The organism is Nonomuraea antri (genome assembly GCF_013283785.1).
Lineage (GTDB): Bacteria > Actinomycetota > Actinomycetes > Streptosporangiales > Streptosporangiaceae > Nonomuraea > Nonomuraea antri.
Map to the genome: position 1 here is coordinate 1 of NZ_JABCPZ010000082.1, position 20849 is coordinate 20849.

The following is a 20849-nucleotide window of genomic DNA, read 5'->3' on the forward strand; positions in this document are numbered from 1 at the left end:
CGGCTGCCGCCTCTGCCCGGCTCCCCGCCCTGGTCGGCCAGCAGGTCGCACAGTCCCTGGTGCACCGCCGCCTGCTCGACCACCTGCGTGAACCAGCCGTGGAAGGCCCGGCCCGCGTCCTCGGCCGTGGCCAGCGCCCTGGCGTCGGCGACGAACCGCTCGACCCAGCCCAGCAGCACCGCCTCCACCAGCGCGGCCTCGGAGGGGAAATGCCGGTACACGGTGCCGACCCCGCACCCGGCGCGCCGCGCGATCTCCTCGAACGACAGGCTCAGCCCGTCGCCGGCCAGCGCCTCCTGCGCGATCTGCAACACCCGGTCCCGATGGCGCCGGGCGTCCGCGCGCAGCGGTCTGGCGGACGCACGCCCATGGCCCATGACCGATTTTAACGAGCACGCCTCATCACCGGCACCCCCCGAGTAGACCCCCTGAGTAAGCAGGGCCTGCTCATGCGTCCATGACCGGCGGCGCCCACCCTGGCAGGCAGTCCGTCATCGACCAGGAGGTTCCCGATGCGCCGCGTCCTCGCCTTGAGCGCCACCCTCGCTCTGAGCCTGACCGCACTGCCCGCACTGTCGGCGCCTGCCGCCGCCACCGCGGACCAGCAGGTCATCCTGATCAACCGGCTGACCGGCAAGTGCGTCACCGTCGCCGGCGGCCTCAGCACCGACAACAACCACCCGCTCGTCCAGTACGAGTGCGACAACCACCCGTCACGCCGCTGGATACTCCAGTCGCCCTTCGGCACCACCCAGTACTGGCTCAGGAACGCCCAGACCGGCAAGTGCGCCACCGTGGCGGGGGGCACCACCACCGCCAACAACCACCCGCTGGTGCAGTACACCTGCGACTACCACATGTCGCGCACCTGGTCGTTCTGGACGAACCCGACCGGCGCCCACCAGCTGCGCAACCAGCAGACGCTCAAGTGCATGACGCTCGCCGGCGGCACCGCCACCTGGAACAACGTCGGCCTCGTCCAGTACGAGTGCGACAGCGACCTGTCACGCCAGTACTACATGCACGTCGTCAACCCCTGACCCCGGCCGCCGCCCCCACCCGGTGGGGGCGGCCCGCGATCAGGTGAGCGAGGAGTAGGCCACCACGCCGCGCCGCATGGCGTCCATCGCCTTGCCCGCGGTCTGCTTGATCTTGCTGCCTTCCGGCGCCGCGTTGCCGAGCTGCCCCAGCAGGTCCATGAGCTGCTTGATCCACCGGACGAAGTCGCCGGCCGCCAGCTCGCTGCCGTTCACGCCGTCCATCAGCACCGCGTCGAGCGAGTGGCCCTTGGCCCAGCGGAACGCCGCCCACGCGAAGCCCAGGTCGGGCTCGCGGATCGTGGACAGCCCGTGGTCGGACTCGATGCCCTCCAGCTCGGCCCACAGCCGCGCCATCGCGGTCAGCGCGTCTTGCGCCCGCCCGGCCGGGATCTTCGGCCGCCGCGCGTCGTCGGACTGCCGCGACTCGAACACCAGCGCCGACACGCACGCCGCCAGCTCCGCCGGCTCCAGGTTCTCCCACAGCCCGTTGCGCAGGCACTCGGCGGTCAGCAGGTCGAGCTCGGTGTAGAGCCGGCCCAGGCGGCGGCCCTCGTCGGTGACCGTCTCGCCCTCCAGGTAGCCGAGCTGCTCCAGCACCGTGCAGATCTTGTCGAACGTCCGCGAGATGACGTGCGAACGCCCCTCCACCCGGCGGCGCAGCCCCTCGGTCTCGCGCAGCAGCTTGTAGTAGCGCTCCGACCAGCGGGCGTGATCTTCACGCTCGTCGCAGCCGTGGCACGGATGCTGCCTGATGCGCCGGCGCAGCTCGTTGACCTCGTCGTCCTCCACCGCGTGGTCGCGCGCCCGATCCGGCTTGCCCAGATCGCGGTCGCCCATCTTGGCCAGCAGCGTGGAGACCAGATTGGCGCGTTCCTTCGGCGCCCGCGCGTTGAAGTTCTTCGGGATGCGCAGCTTCTCCAGCGGCTCGACCGGCACCGGGAAGTCGGCCGGGTCGAGCTTCTTGACCTGCTTGCCGATCGTCAGCACCAGCGGGCTCGGGCCGCCGCCGCGCGGGTTGCGCCCCGGGTCGAGCACGATCGCCAGCCCAGCCCGGCGCCCGCCGGGCACCCGGATGACGTCACCGGGCTGCAACGCCTCCAGCGAACGCACCGCCGCCGCCCGCCTGGCCGCGCCGCGCTGCCTGGACAGCTCCGCCTCACGGTCGGACAGCCGCCGGCGCAGCGCCGCGTATTCGGGGAAGTCGCCCAGGTGGCAGGTCATCGCCTCCTGGTAGCCCGCCAGCGCCTCCTCGTGCTTGCGCAACTGCTTGGCCAGCCCGACCACCGCCCGGTCGGCCTGGAACTGCGCGAACGACTCCTCCAGCAGCGTGCGCGCCCGCTCCCGGCCGAACTGCCCCACCAGGTTGACCGCCATGTTGTACGACGGCTGGAAACTCGACCGCAGCGGATACGTACGGGTGCCCGCCAGCCCGGCCACCGACAGCGGGTCCATGCCCGCCTGCCAGAGCACCACCGCGTGGCCTTCGACGTCGATGCCGCGCCGCCCCGCCCGGCCGGTGAGCTGGGTGTATTCGCCCGGCGTGAGATCGGCGTGCATCTCGCCGTTCCACTTGTCGAGCTTCTCGATCACCACGCTGCGGGCCGGCATGTTGATGCCCAGCGCCAGCGTCTCGGTGGCGAAGACGGCCTTGACCAGGCCGCGCGTGAACAGCTCCTCCACCACCTCCTTGAAGGCCGGCAACATGCCCGCGTGGTGGGCGGCCAGGCCGCGCTCCAGGCAGTCGCGCCACTCCAGGTAGCCGAGCACCGCCAGGTCCTCGTCGGGCAGGTGCGCGGTGCGCTCGTCGACGAGCTGCCTGATCTCGTGCAGCTCCCGCTCGGTGGTCAGCCGGATGCCGGCGTACAGGCACTGCTTGACGGCCGCCTCGCAACCGGCCCGCGAGAAGATGAACGTGATCGCCGGCAGCAGCCCCTCGGCGTCGAGCTTCTCGATCACCTGCACCCGGTCCGGCGGACGCGAGCGCTGCGGGCGGCCGTAGCCGCGCCCGCGCCGCCCGGCGGTCAGCCGCTCGGCGTCACGGGTCACCCGCATCAGCGCCGGGTTGATGTGCAGCCGCTCGTCGTCGGTCATGAACATGTCGTAGATGCGGTTGCCGACCATCATGTGCTGCCACAGCGGCACCGGCCGGTGCTCGTCGACGATCACCGTGGTGTCGCCGCGCACCTCGCCCATCCACTCGCCGAACTCCTCGGCGTTGCTGACCGTCGCCGACAGCGCCACCAGCCGCACCGACTCGGGCAGGTGGATGATGACCTCTTCCCACACCGCGCCGCGGAAGCGGTCGGCCAGGTAGTGCACCTCGTCCATGACGACGAAGCCGAGCCCGGCCAGCGTGGCCGAGCCGGCGTAGAGCATGTTGCGCAGCACCTCGGTGGTCATGACCACGATCGGCGCCTCGCCGTTGACGCTGTTGTCGCCGGTGAGCAGCCCGACCTTGGCGGTGCCGTATCGTTTGACCAGGTCGTTGTACTTCTGGTTCGACAACGCCTTGATCGGGGTGGTGTAGAAGCACTTGCGGCCCTGCTCGAGGGCCAGGTGCACGGCGAACTCGCCGACCACCGTCTTGCCCGAGCCGGTGGGCGCGGCCACCAGCACGCCGTCGCCCGCTTCCAGCGCCCGGCAGGCGTCGAGCTGGAAGTCGTCCAGCGCGAAGTCGTAGAGACCTCGGAACGATCTGAGCGCGGCCCCGTCGTCGGCGAGCTGCTGACGGAAGGCCGCATAGCGTTCCGCTGGAGTTGTCATACCCAGCAGCCTACCGAAATCGCCATTCCGGTCCGTCCTGGCGGGGCGGGTGTCCGGCCGGGCGCCTTTACAAAGTAGAGCTCACGTGAGCACGCGTAGCGCCCCCGGCTGGATCTTGCAGGAGAGCGGGGCGGGGCCGACGCGTTCACCGTCGGCGTAGGCGACGACGTCGGCGGCCTCCAGCGTGACGCTCTTGACCCGCCTGATCGACACCTGCGGGAGCCCGGTGTGCGTGCCCCGGTAGACGCTGGGGAACGTGCGCAGGAACTCGCGCTTGGTGAGCGCGCCCAGCGTCATCACGTCCAGCAGGCCGTCGTCGGGCTCGGCGTCGGGGCACACCCGCATGCCGGCGCCGTAGGAGCGGGTGTTGGCCACCGCGACCAGCATGGCCTCACGCTCGATCACCTCGCCGCCGTCGAAGGTGATGCGGAACGGGATCGGACGGAAGCCGCGCAGCTCCTGCGCCATCGCCACCACGTACTTGGCCATGCCGGGCGGCCAGGTGAGCCGGTTGGCGCGCTCGTTCACCCGCGAGTCGAAGCCGCAGCACACCACCCCGGCGAACAGCTCCTCGGTGTCCCCGGCGCGCACGCGGGCCGCGTCGACCACCCGCGGGCGCATGCGCAGCACGGTGCGCGCCGCCGCCATCGGGTCCTTCAGCGGCACGCCGAGCGCGGCGGCGATGTCGTTGCCGGTGCCCGCGGGGATGATGCCGAGCGGCACGTCCGTGCCCGCCACGGCCTGCACGGCCAGGTGCACCAGGCCGTCGCCGCCGAAGGCGACCAGCGCGTCGGGACGCTCGGCGACGGCGGTGCAGGCACGTTCCAACGCGTCGGCGGAGTCGTCACCGACGATCACCGACAGCTCCGCGCCGCCCGCGCGCAGGCGGCGGGCGACGGGTTCGAGCAGGCGCAGCGTACGTCCGCCGCGGGCGGCGGGATTGACCAGCAGGGCGAGATGAGGAGACACGCCCGGAACTTATCGCTTATCGCGGAGGACCGGAATCCTCTTCTAGTGGCCGGTCGTCCAGCGGGTCGTCGAGCGGTTCGTCAGGCTCGTCAGGCAGCTCGGACGCCTCGTCGTCGGACAGGTTCGAGAACTCGTCGGCAGGACGCCGCCGCTCCCGCAGGTACATGAACAGCTCGGCCGCCGCGAAGAAGACGATCATCGGCGCGGCCAGGCCGATCATCGCGATCGGGTCGCCGCCGGGCGTGACCACGGCGCCGAACACGAACATCAGGAAGATGACCAGGCGCCGGTGCTTGGCCACCGTCGCGTGTGACAGCACTCCGATGACGTTGAGGAACACCAGCAGCAAGGGCAGCTCGAACGACACCCCGAAGATCACCAGCATGATCAGGATGTAGTCGAGGTACTCCTCGATCCCGATGGTCGCCACCGTGCCCTCGAGCGAGAAGCCCAGCAGGAACGACAGGCTGGTGTCCATGATCAGGTACGCCAGCGCGGCGCCCAGCATGAACAGCGGGATCGCCAGACCCAGGAACGTCAGCGTGTACCGCTTCTCGTTGCGGTACAGCGCGGGCGTGACGAAGGCCCAGACCTGGTAGAGCCACACGGGCGAGGACGCCACCAGGCCCACCATCAACGAGATCTTCAGCGTGATGAAGAACGACGAGAAGATGCCGTTGAAGGTCAGGTCGCATTTCCCGGTGAGCTCGACCGCCTGCTCGGTCTGGCAGTACGGCTGCCTGAGCAGATCCCACATCGGGCCGGACACGATCCAGCCCAGGATGAGGCCGACCACCACCGCGATCATCGCGTAGACCAGCCGGTTGCGCAGCTCACGCAGGTGCTCCATGAGCGGCATGCGACCCTCGGGGTCGGGCTCCGGCTTCGGGCCCGACCGTTTCAGCAGCGCCATCTAAGCAGTCCTGGTGAGAGGAGGGACGGGGGTCAGACCTTCTTGTCGGCCTGGCCGGCGCTCGCGCGCAGCCTGGCGGCCTGCTCCTCGAGCTGGCGGGCCTGCTCCTCGGCGGAGAGCACCGGGGCGGGCGCGGCCGGGATCTGCTGCGCCGGCACGGCCTGCTGCTGCGGCGCCTGGGGCTGCGCCTGCACGACGAACGTCTTGTCGTCATCGTCGTCGTGGCTCATCTTGCTGGTCTCCGCCTTGAAGATGCGCAGGGACCTGCCGACGCCACGGGCCAGATCCGGCAGCTTCTTGGCGCCGAAGAGCAGGACCAAGGCGACCAGGATCAGGATGATCTCTGGAGCTCCCAAGTTCATGTGACGTCCTTCACGGTGTGCGGAGTGCTGTCCTTAGGCACGATCGTACGCTGCCCGAGGCCCTGCCTCATCCCCCGAAGCCCTGTTTGTCCCAATTCGCTGGTTAGCGTCGGAGATTTCCCTGTTCAGCGCACGGGCCGCGGACACCACACGGGCACCCGCGACCCCGAGCACGACCAGCCCGGCCAGGCCGAGCCCGATCGCCAAGAAGATCCAGGTCATGACTGGTGAGCGTACAGGGCCAGGGCCGACTCGGCGGCCCCGCGGACGGTCTCGGCCATGGCCGGCGGCGACACGACCCGGCCGGTGTCGCCCAGGCGCAGGGCGAGCTTGAGTATCCAGTCCTCGTCACGTGCCCGCAACACGATCTTCAACCGGCCTTCACCCAGCTCGGTGACCTCTTCGCAGGGGTAGTACTCGGCCACCCAGCGCCCGGCCGCGCTCACCTCCAGCTCGACCAGCTCGTCGGTGGGCGAAGGACGGAAGACGCCCCGCGTGACGTCGATCGGCTCGGCCTCGGCCGGCGGGTCGGCGGGCACGTCGAGCACGTCGACGCCGAGCACCCGGTCCAGCCGGAACAGCCGCATCGCCTCGGCCCGGTAGCACCAGCCCTCCAGGTAGGTGCGGCCGTCGACGACCATCACCCGCATCGGGTCGACCTCGCGCGGCGTGACCTGGTCGCGTCCGGGCACGTAGTAGCGCAGGGAGAGCCTGCGGCCGGCGTTCAGCCCCGCGCGCACCCGGGGCAGCGCGTCGGGCGCGGCGTCGACGTCGACCGCGACCTGGCTGCTGACGGTGGCCGCGCCCTCGCCCGCGGCGCGCTCCAGCTTGGCCACCACGCGCGGCAGCGCGTCGCCTGGCAGGTCGGCCAGCTCCGGGGTGGCCGCCAGCATGCGCAGCGCGACCAGCAGCGCGCTGGCCTCGTCGATGCCCAGCCGCAGCGGGCGGGCGATGGTGTCGGCGTTGTCGATGATGATCTCGCCGCCGTCCCACGAGACGTCGATGAGGTCGCCGGGCGTGTGGCCGGGCAGGCCGCACATCCACACCAGCTGCAGGTCGTCGATGAGCTGCTTCTCGCTCAGCCCGAACACCTCGGCCACCTCGCCGACCTGCGCGCCCGGGTGCGACATCAGGTACGGCACGAGCGCCAGCAGCCTGGGCAGCCGGTCGGCGGACCCGCTCATGCGCGGGCTCCCTTCTGTTCGTGGATGACGGTCACGCCAGCGCGCCCTTCAGCCGGCGGATGACGGCCTCGCGGGCGTCCGGCGGCTCGACCACCTCGACGTCGGCGCCGAGGCTGGCCATCCAGCCGGCCAGCCGCTCGGGGTCGGTGAAGACCAGCTCGGCCTCGTCCCAGCCGCCCTCGCCCACGTGCACGGACCTGGCCAGGCCGCGCAGGCCCTCGCAGGCGCCCTGTCGCACCCGGACGACGGCCACCCGCTCGTCGGCGGGCTCGTCGGGGAAGCCGACCATGGCCCGCAGGTCGACGCCGGCGGGCACCTCGACCACGCCGGACCTGCCGACGGCGCCGACCTGCCCGCTGATGCGGCTGAGCCGGAAGGCGCGCGGCGCGTCGCGGTCGCGGTCGAAGCCGGCCAGGTACCAGCGGCCGCGCCGGCTGACCACGCCCCACGGCTCGACCGTGCGGGTGCGCACGTTCTCGCTGCCCGAGGCCCGGTAGTCGAAGCGGACCACGCGTCGGTCGCGCACCGCGTCCCACAGCGCCGGGAAGGCCGGGTCGCGGGTGTCGACGCGCAGCTCCAGCGCGCCGCCCCCGCCGGATTCGTCGGTGTCGACGCCGCCCGCGCGCAGCTTCAGCAGCGCGCCGGAGGCGGCCTCGGCCAGGCTGGCCCGCTGCCACACCTGGGCGGCCAGGCCGAGCACGGCGGCCTCGTCGGGCTCCAGGGTGATCTCGGGCAGCTCGTAGTTCTGGCGCTCGATGCGGTAGCCCGGTTCGTCCTCCCACGGGTCGCGCACCACGTCGATGGGGATGCCGATCTCGCGCAACTCGTTCTTGTCACGCTCGAACATGCGCTGGAACGCCTCGTCGCCGTCGCGGTCGTAGCCGGGCACCGCGTGGCGGATCTGCTCGGCCGACAGCGGGCGCCGGGTGGCGAGCAGGCAGATCACGAGGTTGAGCAACCGTTCGGTCTTACGGCGCGACATCTGCCCTCACTCCTCCTTCATCGACGCTACCCTGCCCCCGTGATCAGATGGCGCAAGGGCGAGGTCGTGCGGATCCGACGCGAGTGGCCGGGGGCGGTGGAGCTCGATGTCGCCGTCCCTGAGGGTGAGTGCCGGGCGCTGGCGTATCCGCCGCTGGTCGGGCGCCCGGAACCCGGCGACGAGGTGCTGCTCAACACGACGGCACTCGCGATGGGTCTCGGTACGGGAGGTTACGCCATGGTGGTGGCCGTCCCGAACCGTTTGCCGGAAGATCCGCGGGGTCCGGGGCACCTGGTGAAGGCCCGCTACACGCCCTTGCAGGCCACGGTGCTCGGGGCCGACGAGCAGGACTCCCCGTACCACGACATTCTACGCGAGGCCGATTCGCTCGACGGCATGCCGGTGATCGTGGCCGACCTGCATTCCGCGCTGCCGCCGATCCTGACCGGGCTGTTCGACGGGGCGCCGGGCACACGGGTGGCGTACGTGATGCTCGACGGCGGCGCGCTGCCCGCGTGGTTCTCGATGGCGGCGGCCCGGCTGCGCGAGCTCGACTGGCTGGCCGGGGTGGTCACGGTCGGCCAGGCGTTCGGCGGCGACGTGGAGGCGGTGACCACGCACACCGGGCTGCTGGCCGCCAGGCACGTGCTGGCGGCCGACGTGGCGATCGTCGCGCAGGGCCCGGGCAACCTGGGCTCGGGCACCCGCTGGGGCTTCTCGGGGGTGTCGGCGGGCGAGGCGGTCAACGCCGCGGCGGTGCTCGGCGGGCGTCCGGTGGCGGCGCTGCGGGTCAGCGAGGGCGACAAGCGCGAGCGCCACCTCGGCGTCTCGCACCACTCGCTGACCGCCTACGGCCGGGTCGCGCTGGCCCCCGCAGACGTGGCGGTGCCGCGGCTGCCTGGGGCGTTCGGCGAGCGGGTGGCCGAGCAGGCCGGGGCGCTGGCCGAGCGGCACCGGCTGGTGCCGGTGCCGGTCGACGGCCTGCACGAGGCGCTGCGCGCCTGCCCGGTGAAGCTGTCGACGATGGGCCGGGGCCTGGAGGAGGACCTGGCCTACTTCCTGGCCTCGGCGGCGGCCGGCAGGCTGGCGGCCTCGCTGCTGTCGTAGGAGTCCTTGAACGTGAACGCCGCGGGGCTCGGCCCCTCGGCCTTGAGCCGTTCCAGCCTGGCCATGCCCTCCGCCAGCGTCGGGATGACGCCTTCCGGGACCCACCACATCACCATGTACGGCTCGGCCATGCGCAGGAACCACTCCCTGCGCCGGCGCAGCACGTTCAGGTGCTCGCTGCGGTAGACGTAGTCCCACAGCGTCTCCAGCGACTCCCACACCGAGAAGTTGATCAGCAGGTGGTCGCCGTAGCCGTGGATGACGGTCGCGGTCGGGTCGGTCTCGCTCTCCTTCAGCCGCCAGACGAAACCGGGCGCCGCGTCGGCGAGGTCGTTGATCGGTTCGAGCAGTGCGACGAATTCGGCGATCTCAGGGCTGTCGATGGGCGCGCGCAGATGGGCGACGTTCAACTCGGCGAGGTGCATGACGCTCAGCACACCACCTCTCCGCCTTCTATGTCAATCTTCATTTGTTTTAGAAAGCGCCACACAGCACTCGCCGGGGCGCGGATCCAGCCGCACCCCGGCCGGATCCGCGCCCAGCCCCTCCAGCAGCCCCTGGCACAGGGCCAGGTTCATCGAGCACACCAGCAGTGGCTGTTCCCGCGACAGCGCGTGGAAGGGGCAGTTGCGCAGCCGCAGCGTCTCGTCCTCGGCGTACGGCTCGTAGCCGCGCTCGCGCAGCACCCGCTCCACCGGCTCGCCCTCGTGGCCCCTGGCCAGGCGCGCGCCCGCGCGGCGGGCCGCCTGCTCGGCCTGCTCCTCGGCGCCGAGCAGGTCGACCACGTCGGCCAGCACCGAGGCCAGCGTGGCGTAGTCGCGCGGCGGCAGGCTCACCGTGCGCTCCCCCGCCGCCCTGCGGTACACCTTGGCCGGGCGGCCGCTGCCCGGGCCCTTCCTGTCCTGGGCCCTGAAGCCGCTCTCCAGCAGTCCGGCCTCGACCAGCTTGTCGAGGTGGTGCCCGGCCAGCGTGCGGGACACGCCCGCCGCCTCGGCGGCCTCTCCCCTGCCCACCTCGCCGCCGCTGCCCGCCACGACGTCGTACAGGCTGCGGCGGACCGGATCGTGCAGCAGGGACAGGGCGTGCAGGTCGTCAGCGCTCACAGCCGGAGTCTAGGGCGGCCCCGCGGCCCGCCCGAACGCGTGCATGCGTGCGGTCAGTAGGCGGCCAGGACGTCCACCACGAAGACCAGCGTGTCGGCGGCGCCGATGCCGAACGTGCGGTGCCCGGCCGCGCCGTAGCCGTGCGACGGCGGCACGATCATCAGCACCCGGCTGCCCACCGGCACGCCCACCAGCGCCTGGTCCCAGCCCTTGATGACGCTGCCGTCGCCGATCTTGAAGGCTTTCGGCCGGCCGGTGGTCCAGGTGGCGTCGAAGATGCGCCGCTGGTTCCAGATCGCGCCCTCGTACTGGGTGACCAGCAGTTGCCCGGCCTGCGTGCGCGGCCCGGAACCCCGGTCGAGCACCTTGAACGCGAACCGCCGCGGCGGCGGCCCCGCCGGCACCGACAACCCCGGAGGCGGCCCGCCACCGACGCGCACGCCGGCCAGCGTGCCGCCGTCGCCCTTGACCGAGGCGTTCTTGGGATGCGCGCCCAGGATGTCGACCACGTAGAACAGGTCGTCGCCGGGCTCGATGCCCTGCGGCGGGTTCACCCCGAAGCCCTCGCCCGGCGGGATGGCGGCGATGACCCTGCTGCCCACCGTGCGGCCCTGTAACGCCCTGTCGAGGCCGGGCAGCAGCTTCCCGACCGGGAAGGCCGCCGGGGTGCCGCGGTTGAAGCTGGAGTCGATCAGGCGGTTCTCCCTGCCGTCCCACACGTGCGCGGTGTACTGGACGATCGCCACGTCGTCCGCGCCCAGCCTGGCGCCCTTGCCGGTGGCCAGCTCGTCGACCTGGAGCTCGGCCGAGGGCTTGCCGTCGGGGAAGACGATCGTCGGCTTGGCGCCGAACGCGCCGCCCACCTTGAGCTCGAGGTCGCCCGCGGCCGCGCCGGTGCACGCCGTCGCCAGTGCCAGCACGAGTGGAACCAGCGGCAACGCGACGGCACTGCGCATCGGATCCCCTCCCGTACGGAAGCGGCCCGGCGGCGTTGTCGCCACCGGGCCTCGCGATGCTACCGCGTTATCAGACTGTTCGTCAGTTGGCCGCCGTCAGTGCGGACGCCGGCCGTCGCCGGGCCGTCAGTTGGCCGCCGTCAGTTGGCGTCGAGGACGTCCACGACGAACACGAGCGTGCTGTTGGCGGGGATGCCGTTCTGCTCCTGCGCGCCGTAGCCCATGGCCGGCGGGATGCTCATCACGACGCGGCTGCCGACGGGCACCCCGACCAGGCCCTTCTGCCAGCCCTGGATCACCTGGGCGAGCGGGAAGGAGGCGGGCTCGCCGCGGTCCCAGCTGGAGTCGAACTTGGCGTCGGTGCCCCAGATCTTGCCGGTGTAGTGGGCCAGCAGGGTCGCGCCCTCCTTGACCGGCTTGCCGGTGCCCTTGATGACCGTCTTGACGACCAGCTCGGTGGGCGCGGGCTCGGTGGTCTTCGTGGTGAGCTCGGGGGCCTTGTCGCCGCCCGGGTTCACCAGCGTGACGCCCTTGATGCTCTCGCCGGTCTCCTTGCCGCTGGCGGCCTTCGGCGTCTTGGGCGCCGGGCCGACCACGTCGATGACGAACACCTTGGTGGTCTGCGGCGGCTGGCCGGACTGGTTGAGGTCGTTGGCCAGCACGGCCATCAGCCGGCCGCCGTGCTTGACCTTGGTGAAGCCGTCCTGCAGCACCTTCGGCAGCTGGTCGTTGACCGGGACCTTCTCCGGCTGCTTGGTGTCGTAGGACGAGCCCTGCACGGCGTTCTGCTTGCCGTCCCAGTCGTAGACGGTCAGGTTGACCATCAGCTCGTCGCCGACCTTGATCGACTTGCCGGTGCCCTCGCTGATCACCTTGTACGACGACGTGGCGGCGGGCACGCCGGCGGTGAAGGTCACCGTGGGCTTGCTGCCCACCTTCCCGGCCACGTTCACCGAACCGGCGGGCCCGGTCGGGCTGGCGGGCGCGGTGGACGGCGCGGTGCTCGGCGCGGTGGCGCTCGCGCTGGTGGTCGCGGCGGCACCTCCGTTCGCACCGGCGTCGGAGCTGCCGCACGCGGCGGCGGTGAAGATCAAAGGCACGGCGGCCACAGCGGCCAGAGCGCGGCGCATGAGTGTCCCTCGGAAAGACGTCAGATTCGCGTCACCCTACCCGACTTCCGGGTAGGGCCGAGGTAAACGGCCCGTGCCGTGCCCGTGCTACATCCCGGCGATGAGCTTGTCGACCCTCTCGTCGACGCTGCGGAACGGGTCCTTGCACAGCACGGTGCGCTGCGCCTGGTCGTTGAGCTTCAGGTGCACCCAGTCGACGGTGAAGTCGCGCCGCTTCTCCTGCGCCTTGCGGATGAACTCGCCGCGCAGCCGCGCCCTGGTGGTCTGCGGCGGCACCGACTTGGCCTCGAAGATCTTCAGGTCGGACGCCACCCGCTCCACCGAGCCGCGCTTCTGCAGCAGGTAGAACAGGCCGCGCTTGCGGTGCACGTCGTGGTAGGCCAGGTCGAGCTGGGCCACCCTGGGCGAGGACAGCGGCAGGTCGTACTTCTTCCGGTAACGCTCGATGAGCTGGTATTTCGTCACCCAGTCGATCTCGCGCGAGACCAGGTCGAGGTTGCCCGTCTCCACCGCGGTCAGCGTGCGCTCCCACAGCTCCAGCACCCGGTGGGCGATCGCGTCGCCGCCGCGGCGGTCGACGAAGTCCTTCGCCTTGGACAGGTACTCCTGCTGGATCTCCAGCGAGGACGCCTCGCGCCCGTTGGCGAGGCGGACCCGGCGGCGGCCGGTCATGTCGTGCGAGACCTCGCGGATCGCCCTGATCGGGTTCTCCAGGCTCAGGTCGCGCATCACCGTGCCCGACTCGATCATGCGCAGCACCAGGTCGGTGGCGCCGACCTTGAGCAGCATCGTGGTCTCGCTCATGTTCGAGTCGCCGACGATGACGTGCAGGCGGCGGAACCGCTCGGCGTCGGCGTGCGGCTCGTCGCGGGTGTTGATGATCGGACGGCTGCGCGTGGTGGCGCTGGAGACGCCCTCCCAGATGTGCTCGGCCCGCTGCGAGACGCAGTAGACCGCGCCGCGCGGGGTCTGCAGCACCTTGCCCGCCCCGCACACGATCTGCCGCGTGACCAGGAACGGGATCAGCACATCGGCCAGCCGGCCGAACTCGCCGTGCCGGCCGACCAGGTAGTTCTCGTGGCAGCCGTAGGAGTTGCCGGCCGAGTCGGTGTTGTTCTTGAACAGATAGATATCGCCGGCGATGCCCTCTTCGCGAAGGCGTTTCTCGGCGTCCACGAGGAGCCCCTCGAGGATGCGCTCGCCCGCCTTGTCGTGCGTGACGAGCTCGATGACGTTGTCACATTCGGGGGTTGCGTATTCAGGATGGCTGCCCACGTCGAGGTACAGGCGTGCGCCGTTGCGGAGGAAGACGTTGCTCGATCGGCCCCAGGACACGACCCGCCGGAACAGGTAGCGCGCGACCTCGTCCGGCGACAGCCTGCGCTGCCCCCTGAACGTGCAGGTCACGCCGTACTCGTTCTCCAGCCCGAAGATGCGACGATCCATCACCTCACACTATGCCCACGGATCGGCGAGCGGGAGGGATCTTCCGCGTGTTTTCCGCGCGGCGCGCACGGAAAGGCCGCTCCTGGGTCGTTTGGGCGGGTGCGCGGGAGGCGCGCGGCCGGGGCCCGCCGGGCCCCGGGAACGCGTGGCGCGGGGTCAGGGCGTGTAGATCTCCTGCACCTTGACGATCTTCCCCCGGTACACCGTGATCAGCGACGGGTGCCGGACCTTGTCGTGCCGCTTGGCCAGCACCGTCCTGGAGCACTTCTTGGCACCGAGCCCGGTCTTGCGGTCGACCGTCATGGCCCTGGCGTCGACCGCGCAGCCGTAGGCCGACAGGAACACCACGTTCTTGGCGATCGGCGAGGCGTAGGCCGTGACGTCGCCCTCCGGCGGGCCCACGAAGCGGCCCTCGGTGTGGGTGCCCTTCTTCCACTTGATCGGCTCGTACTCGGCCACGCCGCCGCGCACGTCGGTGATCCAGCCGCGCAGGATGCCGTCGCGGCGGGCGTGGATGCCCTTGGTGAAGTCGTGCTTCGGGTCGGACTGGAAGGTCGTGCCGAAGACCTTGGGCGGCTTGAAGGAGGGGATGTCGGCGGTGGCGGCTGCGCTCGGGCCGGCGCCTGCGGTGGCGGCGCTCGTGCCGGTGGCGGCCTGGGCGGCCGCGCCGGAGGTCAGGACCACGGCCGCGGCGGCGGCGCCGGCCAGGAGGCTGCGCATCGGATTCTTCACGGACTCTGAGATCCCCGTTCACGCCGCCTGGTTCGCCCCGCCGGACGTGAGACACGTCACACCGGCAGCCGGCCCTCGGCGGGGAGGTGAGGACTCTCGCCTCCCCGCCGCATCACGTTTACAGGGGCGACGAGCCGTCGTCCACGTCGCCTTCCGGACCCGTCGGCGGGTGCAGCGTGCCGCCCGGCGCGGCCGGCGGCGTGGTGTCCGACGGCTCGGCGGGTGCGGCGGGTTCCGCGGGTTCCGCGGGCTCCGCCGGGGCGGCGGGCGCGGCCGGCGGCGTGGAGGTCTGCGCGAGCAGGCGCTCCAGGCGGGCGCCGGTCAGCCGCAGGAACTTGCGGTGCTCCCGGTTGCGGTCGAGCACCGCCACCTCGAGCTGCCCGACCGGCGGACGCTCGCCGCCCGGCTCGGTGAGCGCCGCGAGCGCCACCTCCAGCGCGTCGGCCAGCGACATCGACTCCCGGTAGCGCTCCTTCAGCCGCCCGGCCACCGCCTCGGCCTGCCCGCCCATGGCGGCGAAGCCGTGCTCGTCGAAGACGGAGCCGTCGAAGGTGAGCCGGTAGATCGCGTCGCCGTCGGGCGAGTCGCCCACCTCGGCCACCACGACCTCCACCTCCAGCGACTTGATCGACTCGGTGAAGATCCGGCCCAGGTTGGAGGCGTACAGGTTGGCCAGGCCGCGGCCGGTCACGTCGGAGCGGTCGTAGGTGTAGCCGTTGATGTCGGCGTAGCGGATGCCGCCCAGCCGCAGTTCCTCGAACTCGTTGTAGCGCCCCACAGCGGCGAACCCGATGCGGTCGTAGATCTCGCTGATCTTGTGCAGCGCCCGCGACGGGTTGGGCGCGACGAACAGGATGCCGTCGACGTACTGCAGCACGACCACGGAACGGCCGCGCGCGATCCCCTTGCGCGCGTAGTCGGCCTTGTCCCGCATGATCTGCTCAGGGGACGCGTAACCAAAAGGCATCGACACCGGAAGAGGTTCCTTTCTAGCGCAGCGGGGCGATCGGGCCGTCGGGCGAGATCAGTCGGGCTTCGAGCATCTGGTCGACGTACCCCTTGACCTGCTCTTCCGTCAGGCGGCGGAAGCCGTCGGAGTCGATGACCGACACGATCGGCCAGATCTTCCTGGTGACGTCGGGGCCGCCGGTCGCCGAGTCGTCGTCGGCCGCGTCGTACAGCGCCTGGATGAGCGTCATCACCATGTCGTCGGCGCTCGCGCCGTCGCGGTAGAGCTTCTTCAGCGAGCCGCGCGCGAAGATCGAGCCGGAGCCGATGGCGTCGAATCTCTCCCGCTCGTAGGGCCCGCCGGCCACGTCGTAGCTGAAGATGCGCCCCTCGTCCCTGTCGGGGTCGTAGGCGGCGAACAGCGGGACCACGACCAGGCCCTGCATCGCCATGCCGAGGTTGCCGCGGATCATGGTCGCCAGCCGGTTGGCCTTGCCGGCCACCGACAGCGTGCGGCCCTCCATCTTCTCGTAGTGCTCCAGCTCGACCCGGTAGAGCCGGGCCATCTCGATGCCCGTGCTCGCGGTGCCCGCGATGCCCATGCACGAGTAGTCGTCGGCGCGGAACACCTTCTCCACGTCCCGCTGCGAAATGATGTTGCCCGACGTGGCCCGCCGGTCGCCCGCCATGACCACGCCTCCGGCGAAGGTGGCGGCGACGATGGTGGTCGCGTGCGGAACCCGGTCTCCGATCGGGGTGGCCAGAACCTCGTCCCGCTGCGGCAGCAACTCCGGCGCATACGAGCTGACGAACTCCGTGAACGACGAGTTCCCGTTGTTTCGGAAAAGCTGGTTCACCAAGCCGACAGGTAGGTCCCTCTTGGATGCCACGCGACTCCCTCCCAAACCTCAGTGTTCCTAGGCCGACCCTACTCATGTTGCGTTGGTCTCTGCACTTCCCACGATCAGCTCAGGGCGAACCGTTCATCAGATCGTTTCTTTACGCCCGCGATGGGCCGTGCGATTGTCGGTATGTCTGCACGTCCTGAACAGGAGGCCGACATGAGACTCCCCAGCCGACCCGCGTTGCTCGGGGCGATCGCGCTCCTGGCACTCACCTCCTGCGGCACCGGAACGCCCGCCGGCGAGGGGAGCGTGACCCTCACCATCGCCGCGAACTCGATCGAGGGCGGCAAGAACTCCGAGTCAGCCCTGTGGATCAAGAACTGGGTGATCCCGAAGTTCGAGCAGGCCCACAAGAACGTCAAGGTCCTGTTCGACGCCAGCGGCGTGGACGACGAGCAGTACAAGACGAAGATCGCCCTCGACCTGAAGTCGAGGACCGGCGCGGACGTGATGGACGTCGACGGCATCTGGGTCGGCGAGTTCGCCCAGGCCGGCTACATCAAGCCGCTGGCCGAGGTCGGCGGCAAGGCCGTCGACGCGTGGGAGGGCTGGACGCAGATCCCGCAGGCGGTGCAGGGCCTGGGCATCTTCGACGGCAAGAAGTACGGCCTGCCGCAGGGCACCGACGGCCGCGTCCTGTTCTACAACAAGACCCTGTTCGCCAAGGCCGGGCTGCCCGAGCCGTGGCAGCCGGCGAGCTGGCAGGAGATCCTCGCCGCCGGCGCGAAGCTGAAGGCGGCCGGCGTGCCCACGCCCATCCAGATCAACGCCGGCACCGCCATGGGCGAGGCCACCACCATGCAGGGCATGCTGCCGCTGCTGGCCGGGGCGGGCGCCGAGATCTACGCCGACGGCAAGTGGACCGGCGCCTCCCAGCCGATGAAGGACGTGCTCGGCTTCTACCAGCAGATCTACGGCGGCAGCGGGCTCGGCGACCCCAAGCTGCAGCAGGAGGCCAAGGGCCGCGACAAGTCCTTCGCCCAGTTCGCGGCCGGCAAGATCGGCATCCTGGCCGAAGGCGACTACTTCTGGCGCTCGGTCATCGAGCCGACCGCGGGCGTCGCGCCGATGAAGGACCGCGACCAGGCCGTCGGCTACGCCAAGATCCCCGCCAAGCAGCCCGGCGCCGGCGTGCGCGGCCAGGACTTCGTGTCGATGTCCGGCGGCGCGGTGCGGGTGCTCAACCCCAACTCCAAGAACCCGGCGCTGGCCTGGGAGCTGCTGTCGTTCATGCACGGCGCCGACGCCATCAAGGCGCTGATCGGCGGGCAGGCGCGCATCAGTCCCCGCTCCGACGTCAACGACCAGGTGCTGGCCCGCGACCCGATGCTGAAGTTCATCGCCGACGAGGTGCTGCCCATCACCGCCTACCGGCCGGGACTGTCGGTCTACCCGCAGGTCTCCACCGCGCTGCAGGAGGCCAGCGCGGCCGTCGTGAGCGGCACCGCCGCCGACCGGGCGGCCACCGACTACCAGGCGAAGCTGGAGGGACTGGTCGGTGGCGCGGCCAACGTCAGCGGCTGACCGGACCGGGTCGGGAGGTGACGCGGCGGGGCTCGGGACGGGCCGGGCGGTCGCGTTCGTCCTGCCCGGCCTGGTGCTCATCGGCGTGTTCCTGATCTTCCCCGCGCTGTGGACCGTCTACCTCGGGCTGACCGACTACCGCCTGACCGGGCTGTCGGCCGCCGACCCGCAGGTCGTCGGCCTCGACAACTACCGCGACGCGCTCTTCGACCCGCGGTTCAAGACCTCGCTCTGGCTCACCCTCGCCTACGTGGGCGGCTCGGCCGTCATCGGCCAGGCCGGGCTCGGCTTCGCGCTGGCCTGGGTGCTGCGCGAGCGCACCGGCGTGGTCAGGCGGATCGTCGAAGGCGTCGTGCTGTTGTCGTGGATCCTGCCGGGCACGGTGGTCGGGTTCCTGTGGTTCGCGCTGCTCGACCGCGACGACGGCACGCTCAACGCGCTGCTGAACACGCCCGGGTTCGCCTGGCTGCTCGACTACCCGCTGCTGTCGATCATCGTGTTCAACGTCTGGCGCGGCACCGCGTTCTCGATGATGCTCTACGCGGCGGCGCTGGAGAACGTGCCGCCGTCCCAGCTGGAGACGGCGCGGCTGGCCGGGGCGAGCGTGCCGCAGCAGCTGCGCGACGTCGTCTTCCCGCTGCTGCGCCGGCACATCCTGACCAACCTGCTGCTCATCAGCCTGTGGACGTTCAACGACTTCACCCCGTTCGTGCTCACCGGCGGCGGTCCGGAGGGGCGCTCGGAGATCCTGCCCGTCTACGTCTACCGGGTCGCGCTGCGCGACGGCGAGCTCGGCGTGGGCGCGGCCATCTCGTTCCTCATCCTGCTGATCAACCTGGTGATCGCGCTGTCGTACCTGCAGCTGCTGCGTGACAGGCGAAGACGCGAACTGCCCGCGGCCGGAGGGCCTCCCGCATGATCAGGCACGTGCTCGGGCGGCTGGCCGCCACCGTCTTCATCGCCGTCGTGCTGGCCTTCTTCACCGTCCCCATGCTCTGGCTGGCCAGCGCGCCCTTCGACGACACGCCCACGATCACCACGTCGCTGCCGGAGTTCACGCTGGGCAACTTCGCCGCGATCCTGGACAACCCGTACGCGCTCAGCTCCATCCGCAACTCGGTCATCCAGGGCGGGGGCGCGGCGGCGATCGTCGTGGTGCTCGCCGCGCTGGCCGCCTACGCGCTGTCGCGGGTGCGCATCCCGTTCCGCGACGCGCTGCTCTACCTGCTCCTGCTGCTGTCGTCGGTGGTCACCGGCACCGCGGCGATGGTGCCGATCTTCGAGCTGGCCACCAGGCTCGGCCTCATCGACACCCATCTCGGCGTCATCCTGGTCGTCTCCAGCGGCCTGCTGCCCGCCGCGATCTTCATTCTCAAGGACTTCATGGACGAGACGCCCACCTCCTACGAGGAGTCGGCCCGCGTCTTCGGCGCCACGCCGCTGCAGATCCTGCGCCACATCGTGGTGCCGCTGGTGCGGCCCGGCCTGGCCACCATCGCGGTGTGGGCGCTGGCCAGCGTGTGGGGCGGCTTCCTGTTCCAGTTCATCCTGCTGCGCGACCCGGACAAGGCGCCGGGCTCGGTCATCCTCTACACCCTCTACACCGAGGGCGGCGCGCCCAAGCTCGACCTCATCTCCACCTTCTCCCTCATGTACTCGCTGCCCGTGGTCGCGATGTACCTGTTCGTCTCCCATCGGTACGGCTTCCGCTTCCACGGAGGGATCAAGCGGTGATCGCGTTGCACGGCCTGACCAAGGTGTTCCCCGGCGGCGTCCGCGCCCTGGACGGCATCGACCTCACCATCGCCGACGGCGAGTTCTTCGCCCTGCTCGGCCCGTCAGGCTGCGGCAAGACCACGCTGCTGCGCACCATCGCCGGCCTCGAACAGCCCACCTCCGGCCGCATCGGCATCGACGAGGTGGACGTCACCGCGCTGCCGCCCGGCCGCCGCGACGTCGCCATGGTCTTCCAGGACTACGCGATCTTCCCGCACATGGACGTCACCGCCAACATCGCCTACCCGCTGCGCATCAAGAAGGTCCCGCGCGCCCGGCGCGAGGCCAGGGCCGCCGAGGTGGCCGCCAGGCTCAGCCTGTCGGAGCTGCTGCGCCGCCGTCCCGCCGAGCTGTCCGGCGGCCAGCAGCAGCGCGTCGCGCTGGCCAGGGCCATCGCCTGCCACCCCGCCGCGTTCCTGTTCGACGAGCCGCTGTCCAACCTGGACGCCCGCCTGCGGCTGGAGGCCCGCACGTTCCTCAAGCGGCTGCAGCGCGACCTGGCCGTCACCACCGTCTTCGTCACCCACGACCAGGCCGAGGCCCTCGCCCTGGCCGACCGCATCGCGGTCATGTCGGCCGGCCGGATGGTCCAGGTCGGCACCCCCGCGGAGATCTTCCAGCGGCCCGCCACCACGTTCGTGGCCTCCTTCATCGGCTCCACCCCGATGAACCTGCTGCCCGCCCGTCTCGACGACGGCGTCATGCACGCCGCGGGCGCGCTGCTCCCCCGCCCCGGCGGCCTGGCCGACGACGACGAGGTCGTCTACGGCGTCCGCCCCGAGTACATGGACCTGTCCCTGGAGGAACGCCGCGACGCCTTCCCCGGCGCCGTCTCCGTCCTGGAGAACCTGGGCACCAGCACGCTCGTCACGCTGGAGTCCGAGCACGCGCTCATCCAGCTCGTCGTCCCCGAGGGCGAGGAGCCGCCGCTGGGCGCCGCGGCCTGGGCGGTGCCCCGCCGCGCCCTGATCTACCGCAACGGCGACCTGCTGCCCGGCTGACATACTGG

General features: G+C 71.0%; 21 protein-coding genes. 6 read left to right on the forward strand and 15 right to left on the reverse strand.

Going from position 1 to position 20849, the window contains the following annotated elements:
- The coding region (locus HII36_RS25580; protein ID WP_173525783.1) for a TetR/AcrR family transcriptional regulator at positions 1–377 on the reverse strand (377 nt) is incomplete at its 3' end.
- Positions 378–512: 135 nt separating this feature from the next.
- Between HII36_RS25580 and HII36_RS25585 the strand changes: the two genes are divergently transcribed.
- Positions 513–1040: an RICIN domain-containing protein gene (locus HII36_RS25585; protein ID WP_173525784.1), complete on the forward strand. Its 528-nt coding sequence runs from the start codon at positions 513–515 to the stop codon at positions 1038–1040.
- 39 nt (positions 1041–1079) lie between these two features.
- Here HII36_RS25585 and HII36_RS25590 read toward each other — a convergent pair whose 3' ends face one another.
- The 6 genes from HII36_RS25590 to HII36_RS25615 all read right to left on the reverse strand — a co-directional run bounded on the left by HII36_RS25590 (position 1080) and on the right by HII36_RS25615 (position 8213).
- Positions 1080–3803, reverse strand: a complete 2724-nt coding sequence (locus HII36_RS25590; protein ID WP_173525785.1) for a DEAD/DEAH box helicase — start codon at positions 3801–3803, stop codon at positions 1080–1082.
- An 81-nt stretch (positions 3804–3884) separates the two neighbouring features.
- Complete coding sequence (locus tag HII36_RS25595) at positions 3885–4772, reverse strand: diacylglycerol/lipid kinase family protein (protein WP_173525786.1); 888 nt, start codon at positions 4770–4772, stop codon at positions 3885–3887.
- A 16-nt stretch (positions 4773–4788) separates the two neighbouring features.
- Positions 4789–5685 (reverse strand): twin-arginine translocase subunit TatC, encoded by an 897-nt coding sequence (gene tatC, locus HII36_RS25600; protein ID WP_173525787.1) that lies wholly within the window; start codon positions 5683–5685, stop codon positions 4789–4791.
- A 32-nt stretch (positions 5686–5717) separates the two neighbouring features.
- Entirely contained in the window at positions 5718–6047 is a 330-nt protein-coding gene (gene tatA / locus HII36_RS25605) for a Sec-independent protein translocase subunit TatA (protein ID WP_173525788.1), read from the reverse strand.
- Between the two features lie 218 nt (positions 6048–6265).
- On the reverse strand, positions 6266–7231 hold the full coding sequence (locus tag HII36_RS25610; protein ID WP_173525789.1) for a helix-turn-helix transcriptional regulator: 966 nt from the start codon (positions 7229–7231) through the stop codon (positions 6266–6268).
- A gap of 31 nt (positions 7232–7262) precedes the next feature.
- Positions 7263–8213 carry a helix-turn-helix transcriptional regulator gene (locus HII36_RS25615; RefSeq protein WP_173525790.1) on the reverse strand — a complete coding sequence of 317 codons (951 nt, stop codon included), beginning with the start codon at positions 8211–8213 and terminating at the stop codon, positions 7263–7265.
- Positions 8214–8252: 39 nt separating this feature from the next.
- Between HII36_RS25615 and HII36_RS25620 the strand changes: the two genes are divergently transcribed.
- The gene (locus HII36_RS25620; RefSeq protein ID WP_173525791.1) at positions 8253–9320 is read left to right on the forward strand and encodes a DUF3866 family protein; all 1068 of its coding nucleotides are present in this window, start codon (positions 8253–8255) and stop codon (positions 9318–9320) included.
- Here HII36_RS25620 and HII36_RS25625 read toward each other — a convergent pair.
- The 8 genes from HII36_RS25625 to prcB form a co-directional block, all read right to left on the reverse strand.
- Entirely contained in the window at positions 9266–9757 is a 492-nt protein-coding gene (locus tag HII36_RS25625) for a DUF3291 domain-containing protein (protein ID WP_407940829.1), read from the reverse strand. The two genes, HII36_RS25620 and HII36_RS25625, sit on opposite strands and share 55 nt — an antisense overlap.
- Positions 9758–9778: 21 nt before the next feature.
- Entirely contained in the window at positions 9779–10423 is a 645-nt protein-coding gene (locus tag HII36_RS25630; RefSeq protein ID WP_173525792.1) for a helix-turn-helix transcriptional regulator, read from the reverse strand.
- A 53-nt stretch (positions 10424–10476) separates the two neighbouring features.
- Entirely contained in the window at positions 10477–11379 is a 903-nt protein-coding gene (locus HII36_RS25635) for an FKBP-type peptidyl-prolyl cis-trans isomerase (RefSeq protein ID WP_173525793.1), read from the reverse strand.
- A 140-nt stretch (positions 11380–11519) separates the two neighbouring features.
- Positions 11520–12509: an FKBP-type peptidyl-prolyl cis-trans isomerase gene (locus HII36_RS25640; protein ID WP_173525794.1), complete on the reverse strand. Its 990-nt coding sequence runs from the start codon at positions 12507–12509 to the stop codon at positions 11520–11522.
- A gap of 87 nt (positions 12510–12596) precedes the next feature.
- Positions 12597–13955: a Pup--protein ligase gene (gene pafA, locus HII36_RS25645; RefSeq protein ID WP_173525795.1), complete on the reverse strand. Its 1359-nt coding sequence runs from the start codon at positions 13953–13955 to the stop codon at positions 12597–12599.
- Between the two features lie 156 nt (positions 13956–14111).
- Complete coding sequence (locus HII36_RS25650) at positions 14112–14675, reverse strand: hypothetical protein (RefSeq protein WP_173525796.1); 564 nt, start codon at positions 14673–14675, stop codon at positions 14112–14114.
- 130 nt (positions 14676–14805) lie between these two features.
- Positions 14806–15654: a proteasome subunit alpha gene (prcA, locus tag HII36_RS25655; RefSeq protein WP_217369962.1), complete on the reverse strand. Its 849-nt coding sequence runs from the start codon at positions 15652–15654 to the stop codon at positions 14806–14808.
- A gap of 22 nt (positions 15655–15676) precedes the next feature.
- Positions 15677–16492 (reverse strand): proteasome subunit beta, encoded by an 816-nt coding sequence (gene prcB / locus HII36_RS25660; RefSeq protein WP_328807886.1) that lies wholly within the window; start codon positions 16490–16492, stop codon positions 15677–15679.
- Positions 16493–16696: 204 nt separating this feature from the next.
- Here prcB and HII36_RS25665 point away from each other — a divergent pair, with 204 nt between their 5' ends.
- Genes HII36_RS25665 through HII36_RS25680 form a run of 4 tightly spaced genes read left to right on the forward strand, consistent with a single transcriptional unit; the run spans position 16697 to position 20841 of the window.
- Positions 16697–18064 carry an extracellular solute-binding protein gene (locus tag HII36_RS25665; protein WP_173525799.1) on the forward strand — a complete coding sequence of 456 codons (1368 nt, stop codon included), beginning with the start codon at positions 16697–16699 and terminating at the stop codon, positions 18062–18064.
- Positions 18039–18983, forward strand: coding sequence for a carbohydrate ABC transporter permease (locus HII36_RS25670; RefSeq protein ID WP_173525800.1), 945 nt, complete (start codon positions 18039–18041; stop codon positions 18981–18983). The genes HII36_RS25665 and HII36_RS25670 overlap by 26 nt, the downstream gene beginning before the upstream one ends.
- A complete protein-coding gene (locus HII36_RS25675; RefSeq protein ID WP_173525801.1) occupies positions 18980–19798 on the forward strand; it encodes a carbohydrate ABC transporter permease in 819 nt (272 codons plus the stop codon). The genes HII36_RS25670 and HII36_RS25675 overlap by 4 nt, the downstream gene beginning before the upstream one ends.
- Positions 19795–20841: an ABC transporter ATP-binding protein gene (locus HII36_RS25680; RefSeq protein ID WP_173525802.1), complete on the forward strand. Its 1047-nt coding sequence runs from the start codon at positions 19795–19797 to the stop codon at positions 20839–20841. Before HII36_RS25675 ends, HII36_RS25680 begins: the two co-directional genes overlap by 4 nt.
- The last annotated feature ends 8 nt before the right edge of the window (positions 20842–20849 follow it).

Bases quoted from the DNA above. Each gene is read 5' to 3' on its own strand.
- HII36_RS25635 (WP_173525793.1), bottom strand. From the start codon at position 11,379: ATGCGCAGTGCCGTCGCGTTGCCGCTGGTTCCACTCGTGCTGGCACTG.
- HII36_RS25665 (WP_173525799.1), top strand. From the start codon at position 16,697: ATGAGACTCCCCAGCCGACCCGCGTTGCTCGGGGCGATCGCGCTCCTG.
- HII36_RS25610 (WP_173525789.1), bottom strand. From the start codon at position 7,231: ATGAGCGGGTCCGCCGACCGGCTGCCCAGGCTGCTGGCGCTCGTGCCG.
- prcA (WP_217369962.1), bottom strand. From the start codon at position 15,654: ATGCCTTTTGGTTACGCGTCCCCTGAGCAGATCATGCGGGACAAGGCC.
- HII36_RS25640 (WP_173525794.1), bottom strand. From the start codon at position 12,509: ATGCGCCGCGCTCTGGCCGCTGTGGCCGCCGTGCCTTTGATCTTCACC.
- HII36_RS25590 (WP_173525785.1), bottom strand. From the start codon at position 3,803: ATGACAACTCCAGCGGAACGCTATGCGGCCTTCCGTCAGCAGCTCGCC.
- tatA (WP_173525788.1), bottom strand. From the start codon at position 6,047: ATGAACTTGGGAGCTCCAGAGATCATCCTGATCCTGGTCGCCTTGGTC.
- HII36_RS25675 (WP_173525801.1), top strand. From the start codon at position 18,980: ATGATCAGGCACGTGCTCGGGCGGCTGGCCGCCACCGTCTTCATCGCC.
- HII36_RS25650 (WP_173525796.1), bottom strand. From the start codon at position 14,675: ATGCGCAGCCTCCTGGCCGGCGCCGCCGCCGCGGCCGTGGTCCTGACC.
- HII36_RS25615 (WP_173525790.1), bottom strand. From the start codon at position 8,213: ATGTCGCGCCGTAAGACCGAACGGTTGCTCAACCTCGTGATCTGCCTG.
- HII36_RS25585 (WP_173525784.1), top strand. From the start codon at position 513: ATGCGCCGCGTCCTCGCCTTGAGCGCCACCCTCGCTCTGAGCCTGACC.
- tatC (WP_173525787.1), bottom strand. From the start codon at position 5,685: ATGGCGCTGCTGAAACGGTCGGGCCCGAAGCCGGAGCCCGACCCCGAG.
- pafA (WP_173525795.1), bottom strand. From the start codon at position 13,955: ATGGATCGTCGCATCTTCGGGCTGGAGAACGAGTACGGCGTGACCTGC.